Source organism: Rhizobium giardinii bv. giardinii H152 (assembly GCF_000379605.1).
Taxonomy (GTDB): domain Bacteria; phylum Pseudomonadota; class Alphaproteobacteria; order Rhizobiales; family Rhizobiaceae; genus Pararhizobium; species Pararhizobium giardinii.
In genome coordinates this window covers 388,933-409,498 of record NZ_KB902691.1, presented here as the reverse complement: position 1 = coordinate 409,498, position 20,566 = coordinate 388,933, and the positions used below count along the sequence as shown (strand labels likewise).

17 protein-coding genes and 1 tRNA gene are annotated in these 20,566 nt (G+C 58.6%); 5 read left to right on the top strand and 13 right to left on the bottom strand.

Annotation, left to right across the window (positions count from 1 at the left end; all coding sequences use genetic code 11):
- Nucleotides 1-162: 162 nt before the first annotated feature.
- Nucleotides 163-239: transfer RNA gene (locus A3AY_RS0123570), tRNA-Met, on the top strand.
- 109 nt (nucleotides 240-348) lie between these two features.
- On the opposite strand, the gene A3AY_RS0123565 is transcribed toward A3AY_RS0123570, so the two are convergent.
- From A3AY_RS0123565 to A3AY_RS0123500, 13 genes are all read right to left on the bottom strand, one after another.
- The gene (locus tag A3AY_RS0123565; protein ID WP_018328152.1) at nucleotides 349-2,004 is read right to left on the bottom strand and encodes an alpha-keto acid decarboxylase family protein; all 1,656 of its coding nucleotides are present in this window, start codon (nucleotides 2,002-2,004) and stop codon (nucleotides 349-351) included.
- A 38-nt stretch (nucleotides 2,005-2,042) separates the two neighbouring features.
- A complete protein-coding gene (locus tag A3AY_RS0123560; protein ID WP_018328151.1) occupies nucleotides 2,043-2,867 on the bottom strand; it encodes an MBL fold metallo-hydrolase in 825 nt (274 codons plus the stop codon).
- A 188-nt stretch (nucleotides 2,868-3,055) separates the two neighbouring features.
- Nucleotides 3,056-4,078: a sugar phosphate isomerase/epimerase family protein gene (locus A3AY_RS0123555; RefSeq protein WP_018328150.1), complete on the bottom strand. Its 1,023-nt coding sequence runs from the start codon at nucleotides 4,076-4,078 to the stop codon at nucleotides 3,056-3,058.
- A gap of 200 nt (nucleotides 4,079-4,278) precedes the next feature.
- Nucleotides 4,279-5,217: a myo-inosose-2 dehydratase gene (gene iolE, locus A3AY_RS0123545; protein ID WP_026203748.1), complete on the bottom strand. Its 939-nt coding sequence runs from the start codon at nucleotides 5,215-5,217 to the stop codon at nucleotides 4,279-4,281.
- Nucleotides 5,218-5,255: 38 nt separating this feature from the next.
- On the bottom strand, nucleotides 5,256-5,738 hold the full coding sequence (locus A3AY_RS0123540) for a hypothetical protein (RefSeq protein WP_018328147.1): 483 nt from the start codon (nucleotides 5,736-5,738) through the stop codon (nucleotides 5,256-5,258).
- The gene (locus A3AY_RS0123535) at nucleotides 5,735-6,853 is read right to left on the bottom strand and encodes a ferritin-like domain-containing protein (protein WP_018328146.1); all 1,119 of its coding nucleotides are present in this window, start codon (nucleotides 6,851-6,853) and stop codon (nucleotides 5,735-5,737) included. The genes A3AY_RS0123540 and A3AY_RS0123535 overlap by 4 nt, the downstream gene beginning before the upstream one ends.
- Before the next feature lie 99 nt (nucleotides 6,854-6,952).
- Nucleotides 6,953-8,824 (bottom strand): GMC oxidoreductase, encoded by a 1,872-nt coding sequence (locus A3AY_RS0123530; RefSeq protein WP_018328145.1) that lies wholly within the window; start codon nucleotides 8,822-8,824, stop codon nucleotides 6,953-6,955.
- Between the two features lie 187 nt (nucleotides 8,825-9,011).
- Nucleotides 9,012-10,448 carry a glycoside hydrolase family 15 protein gene (locus A3AY_RS0123525; RefSeq protein ID WP_018328144.1) on the bottom strand — a complete coding sequence of 479 codons (1,437 nt, stop codon included), beginning with the start codon at nucleotides 10,446-10,448 and terminating at the stop codon, nucleotides 9,012-9,014.
- A gap of 751 nt (nucleotides 10,449-11,199) precedes the next feature.
- Nucleotides 11,200-11,526, bottom strand: a complete 327-nt coding sequence (locus tag A3AY_RS39835; RefSeq protein ID WP_018328143.1) for a hypothetical protein — start codon at nucleotides 11,524-11,526, stop codon at nucleotides 11,200-11,202.
- A gap of 18 nt (nucleotides 11,527-11,544) precedes the next feature.
- Complete coding sequence (locus A3AY_RS0123515) at nucleotides 11,545-12,504, bottom strand: sugar-binding transcriptional regulator (protein WP_018328142.1); 960 nt, start codon at nucleotides 12,502-12,504, stop codon at nucleotides 11,545-11,547.
- A gap of 21 nt (nucleotides 12,505-12,525) precedes the next feature.
- Nucleotides 12,526-13,995 carry an FGGY family carbohydrate kinase gene (locus tag A3AY_RS0123510; RefSeq protein ID WP_018328141.1) on the bottom strand — a complete coding sequence of 490 codons (1,470 nt, stop codon included), beginning with the start codon at nucleotides 13,993-13,995 and terminating at the stop codon, nucleotides 12,526-12,528.
- Between the two features lie 69 nt (nucleotides 13,996-14,064).
- A complete protein-coding gene (locus A3AY_RS0123505; protein WP_018328140.1) occupies nucleotides 14,065-15,021 on the bottom strand; it encodes a transketolase family protein in 957 nt (318 codons plus the stop codon).
- Complete coding sequence (locus A3AY_RS0123500) at nucleotides 15,021-15,830, bottom strand: transketolase (protein WP_018328139.1); 810 nt, start codon at nucleotides 15,828-15,830, stop codon at nucleotides 15,021-15,023. Before A3AY_RS0123500 ends, A3AY_RS0123505 begins: the two co-directional genes overlap by 1 nt.
- A gap of 225 nt (nucleotides 15,831-16,055) precedes the next feature.
- Between A3AY_RS0123500 and A3AY_RS0123495 the strand changes: the two genes are divergently transcribed.
- The 4 genes from A3AY_RS0123495 to A3AY_RS0123480 all read left to right on the top strand — a co-directional run bounded on the left by A3AY_RS0123495 (nucleotide 16,056) and on the right by A3AY_RS0123480 (nucleotide 20,393).
- Nucleotides 16,056-17,036, top strand: coding sequence for an ABC transporter permease (locus A3AY_RS0123495; RefSeq protein ID WP_018328138.1), 981 nt, complete (start codon nucleotides 16,056-16,058; stop codon nucleotides 17,034-17,036).
- Nucleotides 17,037-17,149: 113 nt separating this feature from the next.
- Nucleotides 17,150-18,079, top strand: a complete 930-nt coding sequence (locus A3AY_RS0123490; protein WP_026203747.1) for a sugar ABC transporter substrate-binding protein — start codon at nucleotides 17,150-17,152, stop codon at nucleotides 18,077-18,079.
- A 22-nt stretch (nucleotides 18,080-18,101) separates the two neighbouring features.
- The gene (locus tag A3AY_RS0123485; RefSeq protein ID WP_018328136.1) at nucleotides 18,102-19,580 is read left to right on the top strand and encodes a sugar ABC transporter ATP-binding protein; all 1,479 of its coding nucleotides are present in this window, start codon (nucleotides 18,102-18,104) and stop codon (nucleotides 19,578-19,580) included.
- A 24-nt stretch (nucleotides 19,581-19,604) separates the two neighbouring features.
- Entirely contained in the window at nucleotides 19,605-20,393 is a 789-nt protein-coding gene (locus tag A3AY_RS0123480) for an SDR family oxidoreductase (RefSeq protein WP_018328135.1), read from the top strand.
- The last annotated feature ends 173 nt before the right edge of the window (nucleotides 20,394-20,566 follow it).

Sequence of the window (20,566 nt, the reverse complement as noted above, 5' to 3'; positions counted from 1 at the left end):
GCTGGTAATAGTGGCGATTTTGCTCACGCAAAACGCTGGTAAGAGTGGCGATTTTGCTCACGCAAAACGCTGGACATTCGGCAAAGCCGAATGCGGACGCGACAATCCTAACGGATTGCGCTGGTAATACCGACATTCGGCTAAAGCCGAATGCGGAGATAACGCGGGGTGGAGCAGCCCGGTAGCTCGTCAGGCTCATAACCTGAAGGCCGCAGGTTCAAATCCTGCCCCCGCAACCAAAATCCCCAAAAATACCCGACCCTCGTGCCCCCACGCACAAGGGTTTTTCTGTTTCTAGCCCCACCGCTGGCTGCCTGTCCCATCCGTTCTTCGACATCGGACATAGTTCTAGCTTTCTTTCCAGTTCGCATTGTCGGGGATCGACCGCTGAGGCACGAGAACCTGGATGATGGACGGGCTGTTCAGGTTTTCCTTGGCGCCATTGATGGCTTCCTCCAATTCACCATAAGTGTGCACCTTCCAGCCTCGGCAGCCGAAGACCTCTGCCAACTTGCTGTAATTCCATCGATGCAGGATGCATGACTTGTAGAACGGCTTGTTGCCATGGAAAACCGATGCATCGGCAAGCCATTGCTCCACGCCGTAGATCCCGTTATCCATCACGAAGATGATCGGGTTGAGATTGAAACGGGTTTGTGTCGCAAGGCATTGAGCGGTCATCTGAAACCCGCCATCCCCCGAAAAGACCATCAGCCTCTGCTTATCTTGCTTGGCCAGAGAAACCCCTGTCGCGGCAGGCCCAATATAACCGATCGCCGAATAGGATGATTGAACGATGAAACCGCGGCGAGCACTCACGTCAAGAAGCATGCTGCCGAAATAATTCAGGCTCGCGTCGGCACCAACGATCGTATTTCCGTCGATCTGATGCTGAATGAAATCGTAGAAGCCCTGATATGTCAGTTCGTCTGCCGGATTCATGACAGGCGCTTGCGCGGCTGTTTTCGCCGGAAGAGTTTGGGCTTTGCATGTCAACCTTCTATCAATCAAGCCGTTGACGAGATCCGCCAGCGAAACCTGTGCGTTGAAGCTCGTGCCATACTTCAACGTATCCCAGGAGGCGAACGCGGTTTTATCGAGATCGATGGGCCAGCCCAGATCATTGATGTCCGTCAACCAGACGCCCAGCGCCAAGACGAAGTCGGCGTCTTTCACCAGGGACTGGACATAGGGTGACGATGATTTGCCGTCAAACACCCCGGCGAATTGGGCATCGTCTTCCGACAGGATGGCCTTGCTCAAAAACTCGGTCACGTAGGGAATTTTGAGGTCCTGGATGAGCCGCTCCGCCTGCTGGTGAAGGCCGAACCGGTCGATCTCGACACCGATCCAGATCAGGGGTTTAGTAGCATTTTGCAGTCTTTCGCTGATTTGCGCGAGCGACTGATTTAGACTGTCTTCGTCGGATATGACGGCCGCCGCTCTCAATGCATTCGACGGACGCGTGCATTCCAGGTCGACCATATCCTCCAGCAACTCGATATAGACCGGACGTCTTTCCGTGATGCATTGCGTCAGCGCATAGTCTATGAGCATTGGCGCAAGATGAGGGCTATCGATGCGGACTGCAGCGGCCGTTATGTATTCGAACACCTGCCGATCCGTTTCCCGTCCGCTGATGAAGTGATGCGAACTGTAGCCGGTCTGTTCGAATGTCAGCGTTTTCTTGATGCTTGGTGCCCCGTTGATCAGAACAACCGGCACTTTCTCGACGTAAGATCCGGCGATCGCATTTGTTGTGCAAAGCGCCCCTGCGGAATAGGTAACGCACAGAGCAGCAATCCCTTTCACTCGCCCATAGCCGTCAGCCGCATAGCCGGCGTTCAGTTCATTGACCTCTTCTATGACCTGAATACCGCTTTTCTCGACATAGCTGTTCACCCATTCGATCGAATAATCGCCCGCTATGGAAAACAGGTGCCGCAGACCCAACTCATAAAGTCTGTCGACCAGATATTGTCCAACCGTGTATTTCTCGCCCATGTTCCAAAGGCTCCCCTGTTGACGGCAATGGAAATAGACTAAAACTCGCTCGCGTTATCGAACAGGCGCGGCATGTATATATCAAATATTGCGGGGCATTTTCGTTCTGGAAATCTTTCGATCATGAATTGCTTGAAAGCATCGCTTGCAAGGCCCTTGCCAACGGCCTCCATGGCAACGGACAAATACTCGATATTCCTGGCAACCTCGTTTTTGTCGGCCGGAAATCCGTGGCCTGGAAGGAAAATGTCATAGTCAGACAGCAGCATATGCTGCAAAATTCCAATCCAATGCTCCATATACTTCGTAAGATAAAGATGCGTTCCGCTATATATCAGGTCTTGCGCAATAAAAACGCCGAGGTCCGGAAGGCCTATGGTCAGAAGAAAATCGATCTCCGTATCAACCACTTCATCAAATACGTATTTGACTCCGTCGATGATTTCTTCGCCGGCGCGGACGGTTTGTTCGGGAATTATCAGGCTCTTTGGCGCAAGGTTTCCCATTTTCCAATGGTCTTTCAGGGAATCTTCCCCATGCTGCTTCAGGAACGCGATGGTTTCCGGCAATGCAAAAATCGGAATGTCGCTAAATGCGGCTCCCAGGCCGAACCAATGGTCGGGATGCCGGTGAGACAGGTAAATCCGTTCGATCTGCTTGCCAATGCCGGCGGCATATTCCCTGAATTGCAGCGCGTAGGGAACGAGGAATTGCCCGTCGACGAGAACGAGCTTGTTCCTGCTTTCGATTATGTGTGTTGCATTGGCGATATTGTCGTCGGTGAAAGACGAAATGAAAGTATGGATACGGACATCGCCTGCTCGCCTGACGATTTTAATGGGATCCGGCAATTGCGCCACCATAGGTATCTCCCTGGTTCAAGGTCGTTTGCTGAGGTCTGACGTTCACTCGGGCAGGGCGGCCAGACAGGATTGGCCACCATGCGGGCCCCGGAGGTGCTGGATGGAGGTGTCGTTGCGGGTATTGCCACCTCGCCGATGAGAGCTCTCCAGCGTCCTTGGTCTGTTCCGACATGCGCGGCTGAGCGCCGTCACGGACGAGATCGGCGACCGTGGGACGCGATCTTCTCGGTCAAGGTCCTCAGGGCGGCACGCGCCACGTCGTAGGCACTGTCGACGCCCGCCTCCGGCTCGTCCTCGCCGGGCCGCCAGAAGCGTCTGCGCGTCATTCTCATCGAGCTCTCGAAGGGGGGAATCGCGTTGAAGACTTCGACGAGATAGGGGCCGGAATAGACCGGCTCGATTTCGCCCAGCATAATCTCCCAGGGAATCCAGCTGTCTTCGACAGCACCCCGGTCCGGTGCGGAGATATGAACGTAATTCAGCCGACTCTGCCGTGCGGCACGGGCGACATTTTTCTTGAAGACTGCCGGGCCTTGGCTTTCCATCACGACCTGGGCCGTATCGATTGTAACGCCACAGACTGGAATGTCCGCGTCTTCGAGGAAATCCAGCGCTTGCGAGACCATGGTCGGCGCCGGCGTTTCCCAGTTCTTGACGGGCTCGATGGCGAGCTTCACTTTCTTCCCGGAACTATATTGCGCCAACTCCTGGAAGATGGAGCGCGCCGCTGCGAATCGTGGCTTTATCCAATCCTGAAGCGCGTCGCTCCAGATCTGTTCACCGTCATCGGTCAGCGGAAAGATACCATAGGGATAGAGGAACGGCCCCGACATGATCGTATCCTCCCCACCCAGCACGGAGGTGATATCGACCCGCGATTTGAGATAGGACAGAGCCTGCCTGCGCTGTTCCTCGTAGGGCGAGGTCGGATCGAAGGTTCGCGTGGTCCCCACATTGGTTGTGAACTTCACATCCCGGAAGCCGGCCTGATCGAACGCCTTCCTGAGGCAGACATAGCTCTCGACCTCGGCTTGATGACCGACATGGGCCGGCCCTGGGGCGATATGCACATCGAAGCCAGTATAGCCGATGTCGGCAAGGGCCTTCAGATGGCGAATGAGGATCTGGGTATAGCTCGCGTCATTCGGTCGCAAATCCGCTGTAAACATAAAGAAGCTGAAATATATATCTCGCTTGAATGCGTCTTCCATCTTCGTCGCTCCAGCTATCCATTTAAAATCAATAGATATCTATTTTTAAAATTCGTCCTTGGATTGTGATATCGACTCTGTTCGTCCTTTCGGCATCTTTCCGATCGCCCTGAGATCAGGATGATTCTTGACGGACATCGAGGCGAGACCTCCCGCCGTCTCGATCGGCATCGGGCTGAAATAAACAGCCCACGCCGGCGCTACCATCCGAGAAGCTCACGCAGATATTCGCGGCCCATTTTCGCATATTGCAGCGGATTGGCCTTGGCAGGGTCCTGCTCAGCTTCGACGCAGATCCAACCGGCGAAATCCGCCGCGGCCAACGCATCGAGGATTTCCGGAAAAGTCCGGATGGAGCCATCACCCGGGACGGTAAAGATCCCCGCCTCGATACCTTGCTGGAAGGACAAGGCCTTGTCGTGAATATCCGCAACCACCTTGGCGCGAATGTCTTTCAGGTGAACATGCTTGATGCGGTGGGCGTACTTTCTCGCCAGCGCCAGCGGATCGACACCGGCAGCCGCCTGGTGCGCGGTATCGAGAAGCATGTTGACCTGGCGAGGATCCGTCTCGTCCATCAGGCGGTGGATCGCTTCCGTCTTCATCACCCCGGTTCCCAGATGCGGGTGATAGCAGAGCCGGCGGTGACGGGCCCTGGCCTTTTCTCCGGCCTCATGCAAGCCTTCGATCAGATATTTCCACTCGTCCTCGGAGAAGTTCGGGCAATTCGGAAACAGGGCGACCGGCAGCGGATTGACCGCCCGACCGAACTCGGAGACGACCAGATCGGCCCTGCGCGGATCGTCGCTGCCCCCTTCCATGGCTTCGAGGAAGTCGAGCTGAGCATCGACATTGTCCAACGTATGACGCTTCATCGCCTTGATGGTGAAGTAAGTGCTCACCCAAGGCTCGGAAATCCGCAGCCCCCGGAGTTCGAGGGCGGATCGCAATATTTTCGGGTCCGTCGGGTATTTATGGCCGACGCCACATCCGACATAGCCGGCGAGCGCCATTTCACTCAGAGCCTGCTCGTAGGGGATGCCAATATCGATGTTGATGAAATCATCATTCCACCAGAGCGTGGGGATGACTCCCAGCCAGACCTTGGCGGGCGTCAGTCGATGCAGCTGTGTCGTCATGGCAATGCTCCAGTTCTTTGAAACAAACGGAAGTGGCATCAGGCTTTGGAAACGAGCTCCGGAAGAGCCGGAATTTTCGGCGGAAACGCCCACGAGCCGAAACCGGGCGCCTTGGCGCCTGCGGGGTGGGCACCGATCGCCTTCCACAGCAAACCCTCGACATAGGCATCGGGAGAAACGATAAAGGTGGTATCCGCTGGCCTGGGGCCGAAGCGTTCCGTCCAGGCGCAGGGCAGCTCGAACCAAGTGCCGGAATACCAGAGCTTGATCAGCGCGCGGGCCACGTCTCCCAGCAATTCGTTGCCCAGGATGGTCGTGCGCACCGCCTGGATACGGGCCTCGCCTTCCGCAGGCGGCAGGGCGACGAAGGCCGCCAGCAGCGTGTCGGTGATCTCGCCGCCGACCACCTTGTCGAGCGTGGCGAGATAGCGTTCCGCGAGGCCCGTTCCCAGAAGGTCGAAGCGGGAGAAAGCTGTCAATTCGACAGAAATGCCCAAAAATGCCTCGAAACGGCTGCTCATGCGATTACCTCCGACTGCCGGGTGGGGGCTGCCTGTTTGGTACTGCCGGGGATCTCATAGGTGGGGCTGCCGTTCATACCGGGATGGTTCGGCAGGGGATTGCGGATGAGTTCGAGGATCGTGTTGCGGAATTCGAACATGATCGGAACTGCTTCCAGCAGCAGGCTAGGCTGGCCGTTATAGGCGCGCGTCAAAAGCTGCAGAAATTCGCCATAGCGCGCGTTGAAGGCGGTCGCCGCCTCACGCAGTTCCGAGCCTTCGGGTATTTCCGCCACTTTTAGGTTCGGCTTGATGGGATAGGCGCCTTCCCAGTCGACCTGCAACTGCGGACCTGTGGGATGGCCGGGCTGGTCGCCCTTCTGGTAGTAGCGGCCTTTGACCAGCTCCTCGAAACGATAGTAATGCGCCAGTTCGTGCTCGTCATTGTCGTAGATGTCGCCGCCGTCGCCTTCGCCTTGTTCGATGATGAGCGCGATGGCTTCCAGGGCGCTTTTCCAATCGGTCACGGGAAACAGGGTGCCGCCGCCGGAATAGTAATATTCGGGGGTGATCTGGCGCGACCTGTCGCCGGTAAAAATGGTTGTGCCCTGCCGATACGCTTCGGCTTCCAGGTATTCGATGCCTTCTGCGATAGCCGAGTAGAACTCGCCGATACTGTAGAAATGGAGGTCTTCGTGCCTTGGGTGGCTGCCAAGCGCGGTGGTGTTCGCAGGGGTCTTGCGTTGTATCAGGCCCTTGCCAGCGAGATGTTTGGGACGCTGGGCCGGCCGCTCGATCTTCAGAAAGGTTGCCAGCGCCTCACGGCTGAAAGCCTGGATGCTGACCTTGAAATCGGTCTCACCGTCCGGCAATGAGGCGGGATAGCTGGCTGCGAAGTCCGGCCTGGTAAGATCCGGCGTACCGCCGATGGCATTAAGAATATTGGCCGCGATGGTCAGATGCAGCATCTCTTCCACGACGATCACGCGCAAAACCTGGGTTGCGTCTTGGTTGACGCCGGGCTTGATCGAATAAAGCGCCGTCAGATATGGCGGAATCGTTGCATGTTCGAGCTGCATCGCCCGGTGGAGAAACTCTTTCAGCTCATCGAGCGTCCTAATGCTGTAAGAATACATGCTCAGGCTCCATGGAAGATAAGTTGCGTGCACAGGCCGGCTTCACGTGGCTTGCGTCGACCCATCGGTGCGTTCCACGCACCGGATGTCGGTCTTGCTTCAATGCAGATATTTCAGAATGTCGCGGCTGCTTCGGAAGCACATGGCGGCCAGCGTCAAAGTGACATTGGCCGTGCCGATCGTCGGCATGCTGCCGCCGCCTACGAGGTATAGGTTTTCGTGGTCCCAGCTGCGCTGGTTCTTGTCCACCACCGAATTGGTCCTGGTCGTTCCCATGATATGAGTGCCGGCCAGATGATTGCCGCCGCGGATCGCATAGCCTTGCCCCTCATAGGCGACATAGCCGAAATCGCCGGGGTCGTAATGGGTATGATCCTGCGCGCCCAGACGCGCAAAGACGGTGCGCGCAAACCGGCGGCCATAGGCGGCACCCTTCATGGTATATTCCGGAACCGTGAAGGACAGGATCGGCCGCATATTGCCGAGGGCATCGGTATATTGCGGATCCACCGTGATGCGGTTGCTTTCGTCGGGCATGACTTCGAGCATGAATGCCAGCAGCAACTGCCGCGAAACCCGGTCGACCACGCCGCGCCGAAGATCCGCCCCGTGCAGGTTGCGATCATCCACCAGTTCAAGAAGGTCGGAGGTCGGAGCGCCCGTGGCCCAGCCCCAGCCATCATTGTGGATATCGATGGCGAAGGCGGCCTGCCTTTCCCGGAAAGGGCCATCCCGCAGATCGACGATACCGCCCGTCGAACTGGTTCCCCGCATCGTGCCGCAGATTTGCGGCATCAGCGCCCAGTTCAGCAGATAGGCATGGTCCATCAGATTGCGTCCGACAAGGCCGCTGGTACTGCGCAGGCCGGAGGCCAGCATGAGACGCGCCGTTTCAATGGCGCCTGCCGCAAACACGAAGACCTTGCCACGCACGGTGATGGCTTCGTGAGCAGGGGAGGCCGGGTCCTTGTAAACCTTCACCTCCAGAGAGCGGACTTTGCCGTTATCCGGATCGATGTTGACCTTCGATGCGACCGCCTGCGAGAGCAGTTCGACAAGCCGCTCGCCCGCTTTCGCGTTTACCGCGAACGCCTTGGCTAGCGTTTTGCCGGAATGGTAGCGGGCTTGCACGGGACAGAGCGGCACGCAGTTGGTATTGCCCTGGCAGCGACCGCCCTCTTCGACCTGATGCGTATCGACCGCGCCGATTGGACGGTAACCCTTCCCGCCATCATAGGCCGGGTTCGGTATGCTGTTGCGCCCCTGTGGATAGGGCCTGACCTTCAGGGGATAGGTCTTGCCGCAAAGTTCGACACTGGTGCCTTCGATGCCCTTGTTGACCTGCTGGTCAAGATAGGACAGCGGCAGGCCACGCATCGGAAAGACATAGTCGCCGGGGAAGGTCTGCCCCAGATATTGCTGGTCTTCGACATTCGCCGATACGCCGATTTCCTGCTCGGCCAGGCGGTAATCCTCCTCGATTTCCTCAAAGCTCAGCGGCCAGTCCAGCCCTTGGCCGAAAATGCTGCGCGTTTTGAAATCCGAGCGAAGCATGCGGGGCGTTTTCGCCTCCCAGTGCATGGTCGTTCCGCCGAAAATGCGGGTATAGGTCGTATCGCTGACATAAGGGCCGGATTGAACGATATAGGTCGAGCTGTCGGTTTCCCCCGCCTGCAGCTTGCGAAGCTGCGGGCTGCGGGGCATGGCCGCGTTCGCATTCAGCGGAAATGGCGACTGGTTATCCTTGGAGACTGCCGAATAGAAGGTCGTCAGCAGATCGTCATAGCCGGCCAGAGTGATATTGGCACCGGTTCCGGCCTCAAGCATAAGGACACGCTTGCCGGCTTCCGCAGCCTGCTTGGCAATGATTGCTCCGGAAATGCCGCTGCCGACGATCACGATATCGTATTCGCCAGACGCTGCGACGGTCTTGGCGTCGGCTTTCAGCGTCGATTCGAGGGGAAAAAGCACTTGGATCCTCCATCATTCCCGGAAAGTCGCATCAGGCTTTGCTGCCGCTCCAGAGCATTTCCGTCTCTCCTCCACGAAAATGCTCTATCTCCTTGTTTTTACGCAATTCTTGATGGAAGGCCGTTTCGCAACTCTCCTGCCATTGCTCCGGGCTCAACCGTGATTTCAAGCGAGAAGCCTGAGATCGTCACGGGCCGCGGGAATTCCCGGGCTTGGATGTGGCGGCCGGGACGGCAGCAGAACGGGCTCTGACTGCCGAGAGAAAGGCGGCGTAGCTCCAGGTCAGGTTCCTGACGCTCTTCTCATAGCCCGTGGTTCCATCGAACTGTTCGCTCAGTTCATAGTGATCGCTGTGATAGACGATGGCGCGCAGCATGCTGTCAGACGAAGCCCGCAAGGCAACTGACGCGTCGGCGGCGCTGCTGGATGCGCCAAGCCCCAGTTCCGCGAAGAAGGGTTCGGAGAACTGATCGAGAGGGATGGCGCCGCTGGCCTCGATGGTATTGGCGAGCCGATATTGAAACTCGGCGAAGTTGGCGGTGCACAGAGCCCAGGGATGCCCGCCGAGCACCGGAGCGGCAACATCGCCATCGTAATGGTCGCCCGGATAGCGCCCCAAGAGGGGGCCGAGCCCTTTGGCCGCGTCGGCGCCATTGATCGGGAAGTAGCTCGAAGACGAAGGATCGGCCCACTGGCGCCGCAGGATGGCCGCCGTTGCCAGAAGCTTGGTATCGGTCGGCTCGATCCCGCCATAGCAGACCGAAGAGACGATATCGATGTTCGCGTCGTAGCCGGCCTGCACTGCGGCATCCAGAACGCTCACATAGAGCTGGCCATTCCAGTGGGTGGCGAGCTCGCTTTCCAGCCAGGAGATGGCATCGGCCACCCCGGCCGGCACCGCAATACCGATCACGTTTCGGGAAATTTCCCGGAAAAAGCGCAGTTGCACGGCTCTTGCGAAAAAGGAATAGCCCTCATATTCCTCCCAGAGATTCGTGGTCTTGTCCTGGTAAACCTCGAGAAGATAAGAGAGGTTGGTCTCGACCAATTGCCTGGCGATTGTCTGCGTGGCGCCATCCAATTGATCGAACAAGGTCAGGATCGCAAGCGACTGAATGGCCGGCCCGTCATTCTGTTCAGACCACGGACGAACCTCGCCGGTGACGGTGAAGCAGGCATGGCCAAGTGTGACGGTCGTGGAATTCCTCGCATTCGCCTGACAGAGTGCGGCGAAGTTCACGTAGTCGATCAGGCTCGGCACGCCCCCGCCCGGAACGGGCGGCAAGTCGGCGAGCGCGATTTCGATGGCCGTGATAGCTCCATCGCGGACCCAGTTGAAAACATAGTCCTGGTCGACACCCGGCGTGTTCACTGGATAGGAGGGGGCGGCGATAACGCAGCCCGGGACCGAAAAGACGCCGGGCGATGCCGGATCCTCGATGACATAGCCATCGCTTGTGATGTTGCGCATCATCAGAAGCGAAAAATAGCGCGACAATGCAACCAGATCGGTCTGCGCAAAGGCAGGCGCCGGTGTGACTGCAGGCGCAGAGGCACCGATAGCCGGGCCTCTATGGGCCGGGTCGACAACGTTCATCGGCGGGCTTAGAAACGCGACTGTCATTGGCTCACTCCAAAATCGGCTGGGACGTGCCGGCGACCAGATGGAAAAATAGTGCTGCCGAATGGGCGCCGCTGCGCCTTTTGATACTTTCCAGGAGCGCATTTATCGTTTTGCGTCAGATGGCTTTGCGGTAGATGAAACCGACGACATCCGGTCGCGACCATTTCCATCGAGACGATACCGGGTTCCATCGAGACGATAGCGGGCAGCCTCCCTACGGCTGACGACTCCCCACGAAACCCTCGGCCAATGGTTAAGTTCGGGCACAGATCGGGTGACGGTGCGGGATGACCCCGCCTTTCGTTTTTTCCGTGGCATCCTGGAACCAGACCCCGATCTCTCCTGCGCAATCGGAGCGGGTATCACTGACAATGCTGCACACAACGTCACCAGCCAGGACGTCACAATTGTCTAAACAAGACCGTCGCTTGCATTATGCCGCGACGTTATCTCTCGCGGCAGGAGGTTCGAAATTTAAGTATAATTTTAATGATATAGTCACGGTGGCTTATATGCTCAGAATCGTCTCGTATATTATAGTTCTACTCGATCATAAATCGGGATGATGCGCCACAGGTGTTTGAATTGATAGTCTTCATTCACGAATTTTAGCTAGTCTTAATTTACATGAAAGACGTGATTATTATGTTGAAGGCATTTTATACCGTCATATGTTTATCTCGATTTTTTCTATTCTGCAATGGCAAATTGCAATCTAAAGAAAAAATAACGAGCTTTCATCAACCGCCAGTCACACTGTCAAATCCGAGGATAGCCATGGCACGCGCTCGGCGCGGTATCCTCCAGCGCCTCCATCGTGAACGCCCTTGAACATGCTTTCCGGCTTCGCGATCTGGCGATCCTTTCGAACAGCGTCGATCTCTGAGGCGAGAAGGGCGGACGGCATGACGCCGCGCGCCAAACCATTCCTGATGCAGGTGGCAAAATCATGAGCAACACTTCCTTCGCACGCCTCGCAGGCGGCGAACGCTATCTTGTCGGCGTCGATGTCGGTACAGGAAGCGCAAGAGCCGGCCTTTTCGATCTCACCGGCCGGGTGCTGGCCTTTGGCAAGCATGACATCTCGCTCGCCCGTTCAGAGCGGAAGCTCGACAAGGCGCTGAGCCGTGAATTTGTCGGTGACAAGGGTGTCAATCACGCCAGTGCGCAGGGCGCCGGCAATTGCGGCCGTCTTCTTCTCGCCGCCGGCCAGGGCAATAACCCGGTCGACCTTTGCGAGTTCATCCAATGAAATTCCGATCACGCGTTCGTCGAGCGGCGTCTTCACGGCTTTGCCCTTGCCGTCAAAGAAACGAAGCGAGATATCGCCGACCGCTCCGGCATCGGCGAGATCGGCAAGTTCGCGCGAGGAAAAAATATTGCCTGAGCGCGCCAGAAGCTCGGACGGCTCGACGGCACCGATGCCAACGATGGCGAGACTGATGGCGCCAAATAAATCAATGGTTTCGCGAACGAACGGATCGGCCATCATGAGAAGCTTGGCTTCCCTTGAGCTCGTTACGCCTTGAACGGGCAAAAGCTTCGGCTCGGCACCTGTCAGCCGTGCCAATCGCGTTGTGAGCTGCGTCGCATGTGTCTGAACGGAGGGATCCCCCATGCCGCCCAGCGTTTGTACGATGTATCTTGCCTGTGCGCTCTTCTGCGGATGAATATTCTCCACCATCTTGAAGATGGTCTGGCTCCAGCTCGAAACCCCTATGGTTTCGCCTTGCGACAGTGTGACCTCGAGGAGGTGCGCGGCAGCCTCGCCGATCCGCGCCATGATCGCCCCATCGCGATCCTCCGAACATTCCACGACGATCGCTTCGGGCAGGTTAAAGCGCTGGCGAAGAGCGCCCTCAAGCTCGGTGTAGGTGCCGACAGGCGGGATAACGCTGGTGCGAACGATGTCCTCGGCTTCGGCACGCTTGAGCATGCGCGACACGGTTGCCTGCGACAGCCGCAGATGCTGGGCGATATCAGCCTGCCGCTTATGCTCGAGGTGGTACATCTGCGCCACGCGAGAAATCAGACGAAGTTCGTTGATGCGTCCCATGTTCTCCCCAGCGGTGAATTTTTATTCACCAATAGCGGGCGGTGGCTCGAACGTCGAGCGTGCAATTGCATCACTCCACGTTTTAAGCCTTTCGGCGTTGTCGCTCGCCTGCGGTCGTATTACGGTATTGTGCCGGGGCAGGCGGGCAACCGTCTCAAGGTCGGGCCACATGCCCGACGACAATCCAGCAAGGTAGGCCGCGCCGAGCGCGGAAGCCTCCGGGGCGGCACATTGGATGATCGGGTGCGCCAGGAGGTCGGCCACGCACTGCATCAGGAACGTATTCTGGCTCGGGCCGCCATCGACATACAGGGATCCCATGGTTCCGCCGGTTTGGCGCTGCATTGCGGAAAAGACGTCATGAACCTGAAGTGCGATGGAGTCCGTGACCGCTCTCGCCATCTGCGCCCGGGTGGTGTTGAAGCTGATCTGCGAGAACAGTGCGCGCGCATCCGAATTCCAGTGGGGGGCACCGAGGCCGACAAACGCCGGCACGAAGCCGGGGCCGCCGGGTTCGGCCGTTGCAGCCAGCTCAACCAGAGCGCCGACGTCGGGCAGTCCAAGCACCTCGGCCATCCATGGCAGGCTGGCCGCAGAGACAAGGATATTGCCTTCGAAGGCAAAGGTCGGGGTGCCTGCTATGCGCCAGGCAACAGTCGTCGTGATCCCGTTGTCAGGGGCGATAAAGCGGGGGAGTGTGGCCATCACGGACGAACCCGTCCCGAACGTCACCTTGCCATCCCCTGCCTTGTAAGCACCATGGCCAAAGAGCGCTGCATGGCTGTCACCGATCGCAGCGCCGATGGGTGTGCCGTCCGGCACGCCAGGAAGCGCGCCGGTCGTCGTTCCAAACTGCCCTGAACTGTCCAGTACTTCCGGCAGCACGTCCATGCTGACGCCAAACAGCGCGCAAAGCTCGTCGCTCCACCGTTGTGACTTGAGGTCGAAGAGCTGGCTGCGCGCGGCGTTGGAAGCATCGCACACGTGCTGCTTGCCGCTGGACAAGCGATGGATCAGCCAGCTGTCAACGGTACCGATGCGAACCGATCGCCCCTTTGGGGCTCGCTCCAGCAGCCATTTCACTTTCGAGCCTGGAAACATCGGGTCGACAGGAAGGCCGGTCAGTTCCTGGATCCGTTGCGAGTGCCCACGGTCGATCAGCGCCGCGCAGTCCGGGGCGGTGCGGCGGCATTGCCAACTGACGACAGGTCCCAGCGCTTCCCCCGTCCTGCCGTCCCAGATCGTCACGGATTCCCGTTGATTGGAAATCGCCACCGCTTCGATCGTAACCCGAGGTGCGGCGTCGATGCACGTGCCTACAGCCTCGCAAACGGACTGCCATATCCGATTGGGGTCCTGCTCAACCCAGCCTGGTCGAGGGTATCTTATTCCGACCGGGGCAGAGCCGCGCGAAATCAACGCGCCGGCTTCGGACACGAGGATCGCCTTGGAGTTGGTCGTTCCCTGATCGATCGCCAGGATGGCACGCATGAATTGTCTCCTCCAAATCGACCGGGGTGTTCAACGGACGCCCCGGTGACAGCGACTGGCGTGCTGCGGTCACTTCCGCTTGATCAAGGCCAAAGCCGCTTCGGCTATAGCACTAGGGGCCATGCCAAGTTCGTCCAGAAGGAATTCGGCCGAGCCCGTGGGGGCATATATTCCAGGAACGCCCAAACGCTTCATCGGGACGGGTGCGTTTTCCACCACCACCTCGGCGACGGCCGAGCCAAGCCCGCCATAAATCGAATGCTCTTCGGCCGTGACGATCGCACCTGTTTCCATGGCGGCGGCTATGATCGCCTTCTCGTCGATCGGACGAACCGTCGCCATGTTGAGAACTCTCGCATTGACGCCTTGTTTTGCAAGGATTTCGGCGGCCTTTACCATGCGATGGGTCAGCGTGCCATTTGCGATCAGGGTCACGTCGGTACCGTCACGGAGCAGGTTTGCCCGGCCGAGTTCGAAGGTGTGATCCTCCGGTAGAAGATCCGGTACGCCCACGCGCGACAGCCGAAGGAAGCACGGACCGGCATAGCTGGCGGCCCACCTGACGGCGGCCGCGGTTTCGCTGCGATCACAAGGAGCAATGACCGGCAGGTTCGGCAGAACGCGCGTCCAGGCAAAGTCCTCGATCGAATGATGCGTCGGACCAAGCTCGCCATAGGCCATGCCGGACGAAATACCGATGAGCTTAACATTCGCGTTCGAGTAGGAAATATCGGCCTTGATCTGCTCCAGGGCACGGCCGGTCAGGAAGCACGACGCCCCGCAGACGAAGGGAATTCGCCCGCCATTGGCAAGCCCGGCACCGACGCCGACCATGTTTTGCTCGGCAATGCCGACATTGACGAGACGCCCGGGAAATTTCGCTTTGAACCCGCCAAGTTTGGATGAGCCAACCGAGTCGTTGCAGACCGCGACGATCGTCTGTTCGCCGGCGGCCAGCGTCTCGAGCGTTGCGGCAAAGGCATCGCGGCAGTCATAGAGGTTGGCATTCATGTTGGGCGCATCCATTAAAGTGCCTCCGACAGTTCTGCGACCGCCTGTTCGTACTGTTCCCTGTTGGGCACCTTGTGGTGCCAGTCGACACGGTCCTGCATGAACGAGATGCCGTGGCCCTTGTTGGTGTGGGCGACGATGCAATGGGGTCGCGAGCCGCGATGTTCGAGGGCGGGAACAATTTCCGCCATCTCATTGCCGTTGATCTCAGTGACATCCCAACCGAAGGCTTCAAGCTTCGGTCGCAGCGGCGCGACATCATTGGTGTCGGCCAGCGCTGCGCCCTGCTGGAAGCGGTTGTGATCGATGATCAGGGTGAGATTGCCAAGGCCGAATTGCGAGGCGGCCATGATGGCTTCCCAGTTTGATCCTTCTTGCATTTCGCCGTCGCCGGTCATGACGTAGGTATGGTAGTCGGCCGAGGTGAGCTTGCCAGCGGTTGCAATGCCCACGGCAACGGGAAGACCGTGGCCCAAGGGCCCCGTGTTCGTTTCAACGCCCGGCACCTTGTTGCAGTTAGGATGGCCGTTCAGCCGCGAATGCGGCTGCAGGAACGTTGAAATCTCCTCTTCAGGAAAAAACCCGCGCTTCGCCAACGTGATGTACAGCGCACAGGCGGTGTGTCCCTTCGACAGGATGAACCGATCACGATCCGCACGCCTCGGCTCGTCGGGATACACTTTCAACACACGGAAATAGAGAGCCGCGAGGATATCGATGGCCGACATCTCGCCGCCAATGTGACCGGCACCAGCGTCATAGACCGCTTGCAGATCGCGCCGACGTATTTGACGCGCGACGCGCTCGAGTTCCTTCGTTTGCATGATGCTTCCCTGTAGAATAAATATTCATATATAGATATATTTGCACAAAGTGAGGCCTAGTCAAGCCCATTCGGTCGTTTTTTCGGGACCGCGATGGGACCCCAGAGCCATGACGTCTCTATTGACACGCCGTATAGGAGTTGCTAATGCATTTTCGAGCGATAGTGAATAAATATGCGCATTAAAGTAAATCGACCTGAAGAAAGCGTACGGGTGGGAGGGAAAATGTCCGCACTAGACGTCAATGAACAGGGTCGGCAGTCCAGGAATTTGCTCGGATGGCTGAGTGGAGCCACAGGTCCGCTGATTGGATTGCTGATGCTCAGCGTCTTCCTGAGTGTCGCGACCGATAGATTCCTTTCCGTTCGCAACGCGTTGAATATTCTCGATCAGATCACCGTTCTCGGGGTCATGTCGGTGGGCATGACCTTCGTCATTCTCATCGGGGGCATCGACCTGTCGGTCGGCTCGGTTCTCGCCTTGTCGATGATGATCATGGGGTGGCTCGGCAATATCGCGGGCCTGCCAATGGCAGTCGCCATCCCCCTGGCTCTTCTGGTCTCTGCAGTGAGCGGCTTGATTGTCGGGGTGTTGGTGACGCGCTTGCGCGTTCCGGCGTTCATCGCCACGCTTGCGATGATGTCGGTGGCGCGCGGTGTTGCCAATATGATCACCGATGGCCAGCAGATCGTCGGCTTTCCCGATTGGTTCACGATGCTTGCGATCGACCGTCATTTCGGTGTCTTGACCGCAACCGTTTTCCTGATGCTGGCCATCGTCGTCCTTGCCTGGCTTTTCCTGAAATACCGTTCCGAAGGCCGGATGCTCTACGCGGTGGGTGGAAATCCCGAGGTGGCCCGGCTTGCCGGCATCAATGTCGGCCTTGTGACGATCGGCGTGTATGTCCTGTGTGCCGTGCTGGCGGGCCTGGCCGGGATCGTGCTCGCGGCACGCCTTGATGCCGTTCAGCCTTCGAGCGGTTTTGGCTACGAACTCGATACGATCGCAGCGGTCGTGATCGGCGGCACCTCGCTTTCCGGCGGCGCTGGAGGCATTGGCGGAACGCTCATCGGCGTGCTCATCATCGGCGTTCTGCGCAACGGCCTGAATCTGCTCAACGTCTCACCCTTTCTGCAGCAGGTCATCATTGGTGTCGTCATCGTCCTTGCCGTTGGCGCCGAGACGCTCCGCCGAAAGAAAGCATGAGGTTGGCCGCGCATTGGGCCGGCTAGAGAAGAATTCCTCTTCAGCAAATGGAGGGGATGTGAAGCCCGAGGACGGAGGACGTAACCGAGGGCAGGTTAAATATGGAGGAACTTATGAAAATTTCCCGCATTCTTCTGACCTCGGCTGCCGCCCTGGCCCTCTCTTTCGGTTCGGCGCAGGCTCAGGAAGTCAAAAAGCTCGGCCTGGCCGTAGCAAACCTTCAGGCAAACTTCTTCAACCAGATCAAGCAAGCCGTCGAGGCCGAAGCCAAGACTCGCGGAATTGAAGTCATCACCGTTGATGCCAAGGGTGACGGCCCGACGCAGGTGAACCAGATCCAGGATCTTCTCACGCAGGACATTGACGCGCTCATCTACATCCCGGCGGGTGCCGCGGCTGCTTCCGTCCCGGTAAAGCTTGCTCATCAATCGGATGTCCCGGTCATCAACGTCGACCGTAACGCCGACGGTGCCCCGGGCGACACCTTCCTCGCAACGGACTCGGTTGCTTCGGCCAATGCCGTTTGCAAGCACATCATCGAGAAGGCCGGCGGCAAGGGCAATATGGTCATCATCCATGGCCAGAAGGGCACGACGCCGGAAGTCGATCGCACGAAGGGCTGCATGGACGCTGTGAATGCCAATCCCGGCGTCAAGGTCGTCGCCGAACAGTGGTCCAACATGTGGAGCCAGGATGAGGGCTTCCAGATCATGCAGAACATGCTCCAGGCAAACCCGGATGTCTCCATTGTCTTTGCCCAGGCCGACGGCCTCGCATTGGGTGCCGCCCAGGCGATCAAGGTCGGCAACCCGTCGCAGAAGATCGTCGTTGGCGGCTTCGATGGCGACACCGCGGCTCTCGAAGCTCTCAAGGATGGGGTCTTCGATGTGACCGCGACGCAGCAGACCCAGAAGATGGGCCGCACGGCCGTCGATATGGCAGTCAAGATCGTCGCTGGCGAGAAGGTCGAGCCTGTACAGTTGATGGATGCGACGCTTACCACCAAGGACAACGTAGACGGGTTCATCGCCAACCATCCGTAAGGTTAGCGAAAGGAGCGGCGCCATGACTGATCCGGTTCTCTCACTCAGGGGTATCTCCAAGCGCTATGGCCCGCTGGAGGTGCTTAAGAACGTTAGCCTCGACGTTTATCCCGGAGAGGTCGTCGCGTTGCTTGGCGAGAACGGTGCCGGCAAGTCCACCTTGTCGGGTATCATTGCCGGATCCCGCACCCCTTCCGAAGGCACCATGACATGGCAGGGGCAGCCTTATGCCCCTGCCTCCCCGCGCGAGGCGATCGACAAGGGCGTTGTCCTCATCCATCAGGAGCTTCAACTGCTGCCGGAATTGACGATCGCGGAAAACGTCTTCATCGGGCGCTGGCCAATGAAGAACGGCGTTGTCGATCGCGCAGAAATGATCAAACGAGCGCAGGAGCAGCTCTCTCGCTTGAACCTGCATGTTCCCGCGACGCGAAAGGTTGCGGGACTATCGACCGCCAACCAGCAGCTCATCGAGATTGCCAAGGCCCTGGCGCTCGACGCGAAGCTGTTGATCCTCGACGAACCTACCGCCGCACTCGGTGGCGCGGAAACCGAGGCGCTTTTCGAGCAGGTTCGAAAGCTGCGTTCCGAGGGTGTCGGGATCATTTACATCTCGCACCGGATGGAGGAAATCAAACAGATCACGGACCGCGTCGTCGTCCTGCGGGATGGCGAGCGCGTCCAGGAATTCGCAGACAGCGCGACACCAGTTCGCACGATCGTCGAAAGCATGGTTGGACGGCCGCTCGACAGATTGTTCCCGGCATTGCCGGTTCCTCGGCAGCAGCCCGTGCTGGAGGTCGACGGGCTGACGGCTGCAGATGGCACGTTTCGCGATGTCACCTTCGAGGTTCGGGCTGGCGAGATTCTCGGCATTGCAGGGCTCGTGGGAGCCGGTCGTACGGAATTGGTCCGTGCAATCGCCGGTGCCGATCCGGTCAGGTCCGGCACGGTGCGCCTCAACGGAGAGGGGCTGACGCTCCGCAGCCCGGCCGATGCCATTGCGAAGGGCATTGTCATGGTCCCCGAAGACCGAAAGCTTCAAGGCCTGGTCGTCAGTCATCGCATCGGCGAAAACCTTGTCTATGCCAACCTCGATCGCTTCGGCGGGCGGTGGATTACTCCGTCCATGAAACGCGACCTCGCCAGGAAAGCCATCTCGACCTTTGGTATCAAGGGACGCGGCGAGCAGCTGGCATCGGACCTCTCGGGCGGAAACCAGCAGAAGATCGTGATCGCCAAGTGGCTCATGCGCGATCCGAAGGTTGTCGTGCTCGATGAGCCGACCCGAGGCATCGACGTCGGCGCTCGAGCCGGCATCTACGATATCATCGTCGGCCTCGCGAAAAAGGGAGTCGCGGTCATCGTCGTCAGTTCCGATCTGGAAGAGGTGCTCGGTGTTTCGAACCGGATACTCGTCCTTGCGCAGGGCAAGCAGGCTGGCATCCTGGATCGCGAGCAGGCGAATGATGTCTCGGTCATGGAATTGGCTACAATCTGAAAACGAAACGAGAAAGGAAGAGCGATGCCGGACATCACTCTCAACGCGCCCAAGCTTTTCGATCTTTCTGGCCAGATCGCCTTCGTGACAGGCGCCGGCAGCGGTATTGGACAGCGTATCGCGATCGGCCTTGCGCAGTGCGGCGCCGACGTTGCCTTGCTTGACCGCCGGAACGACGACGGTCTGTCGCACACGGCGGAGTTCATTCGCCAGGCCGGGCGCCGATCCATCCAGATCGCCGCCGACGTCACCAGCAAGGCGTCGCTGGCGGACGCTATTGAGCGGACTGAAAGCGAGCTCGGCCATCTTTCCCTTGCCGTGAATGCGGCCGGGATCGCGAATGCCAATCCCGCCGAGGAAATGGAAGAAGAGCAGTACCAGACGCTGATGGACATCAACCTGAAGGGTGTCTTCCTGTCATGTCAGGCCGAGGTGCGCTCCATGCTCAAGCGCGGCAAGGGCTCTATCGTCAATATCGCATCCATGTCGGGCGTTATCGTCAATCGTGGCCTCAGCCAGTGCCACTACAACGCTTCCAAGGCGGGCGTGATCCACATGTCGAAATCCATGGCGATGGAATGGGTGGATCGCGGAATCCGGGTCAATACGATTTCGCCGGGTTATACCGCCACGCCGATGAACACCCGACCGGAGATGGTTCACCAGACGAAGCTTTTCGAAGAGCAGACACCTATGCAGCGCATGGCAACCGTCAATGAAATGGTTGGTCCCGCGGTCTTCCTGCTCTCGGACGCTGCGAGTTTCGTGACGGGTGTCGACCTTCTGGTTGACGGCGGATTCTGCTGCTGGTGAGGAGAACGCCGAGGTGACGCCGCCTTGGATGCGACCCTTTCCAAGAGATGTGGAGCAAGCGAGATGGGCTTGTTGGCGGCCGCCCCCGCGAGGCATCCGACTTCGTCACGATCGTCGCGCTGCGCCCCTGAGGCAAGAACCCAAGCGCGATCGATGCGTCGGGAGGGTCCGCG

Coding starts and splice junctions, on each gene's coding strand:
- A3AY_RS0123565 (WP_018328152.1), bottom strand. CDS start 2,004: ATGGGCGAGAAATACACGGTTGGACAATATCTGGTCGACAGACTTTAT.
- A3AY_RS0123560 (WP_018328151.1), bottom strand. CDS start 2,867: ATGGTGGCGCAATTGCCGGATCCCATTAAAATCGTCAGGCGAGCAGGC.
- A3AY_RS0123555 (WP_018328150.1), bottom strand. CDS start 4,078: ATGGAAGACGCATTCAAGCGAGATATATATTTCAGCTTCTTTATGTTT.
- iolE (WP_026203748.1), bottom strand. CDS start 5,217: ATGACGACACAGCTGCATCGACTGACGCCCGCCAAGGTCTGGCTGGGA.
- A3AY_RS0123540 (WP_018328147.1), bottom strand. CDS start 5,738: ATGAGCAGCCGTTTCGAGGCATTTTTGGGCATTTCTGTCGAATTGACA.
- A3AY_RS0123535 (WP_018328146.1), bottom strand. CDS start 6,853: ATGTATTCTTACAGCATTAGGACGCTCGATGAGCTGAAAGAGTTTCTC.
- A3AY_RS0123525 (WP_018328144.1), bottom strand. CDS start 10,448: ATGACAGTCGCGTTTCTAAGCCCGCCGATGAACGTTGTCGACCCGGCC.
- A3AY_RS39835 (WP_018328143.1), bottom strand. CDS start 11,526: ATGCTTGCCAAAGGCCAGCACCCGGCCGGTGAGATCGAAAAGGCCGGC.
- A3AY_RS0123515 (WP_018328142.1), bottom strand. CDS start 12,504: ATGGGACGCATCAACGAACTTCGTCTGATTTCTCGCGTGGCGCAGATG.
- A3AY_RS0123510 (WP_018328141.1), bottom strand. CDS start 13,995: ATGCGTGCCATCCTGGCGATCGATCAGGGAACGACCAACTCCAAGGCG.
- A3AY_RS0123505 (WP_018328140.1), bottom strand. CDS start 15,021: ATGGATGCGCCCAACATGAATGCCAACCTCTATGACTGCCGCGATGCC.
- A3AY_RS0123500 (WP_018328139.1), bottom strand. CDS start 15,830: ATGCAAACGAAGGAACTCGAGCGCGTCGCGCGTCAAATACGTCGGCGC.
- A3AY_RS0123495 (WP_018328138.1), top strand. CDS start 16,056: ATGTCCGCACTAGACGTCAATGAACAGGGTCGGCAGTCCAGGAATTTG.
- A3AY_RS0123490 (WP_026203747.1), top strand. CDS start 17,150: ATGAAAATTTCCCGCATTCTTCTGACCTCGGCTGCCGCCCTGGCCCTC.
- A3AY_RS0123485 (WP_018328136.1), top strand. CDS start 18,102: ATGACTGATCCGGTTCTCTCACTCAGGGGTATCTCCAAGCGCTATGGC.
- A3AY_RS0123480 (WP_018328135.1), top strand. CDS start 19,605: ATGCCGGACATCACTCTCAACGCGCCCAAGCTTTTCGATCTTTCTGGC.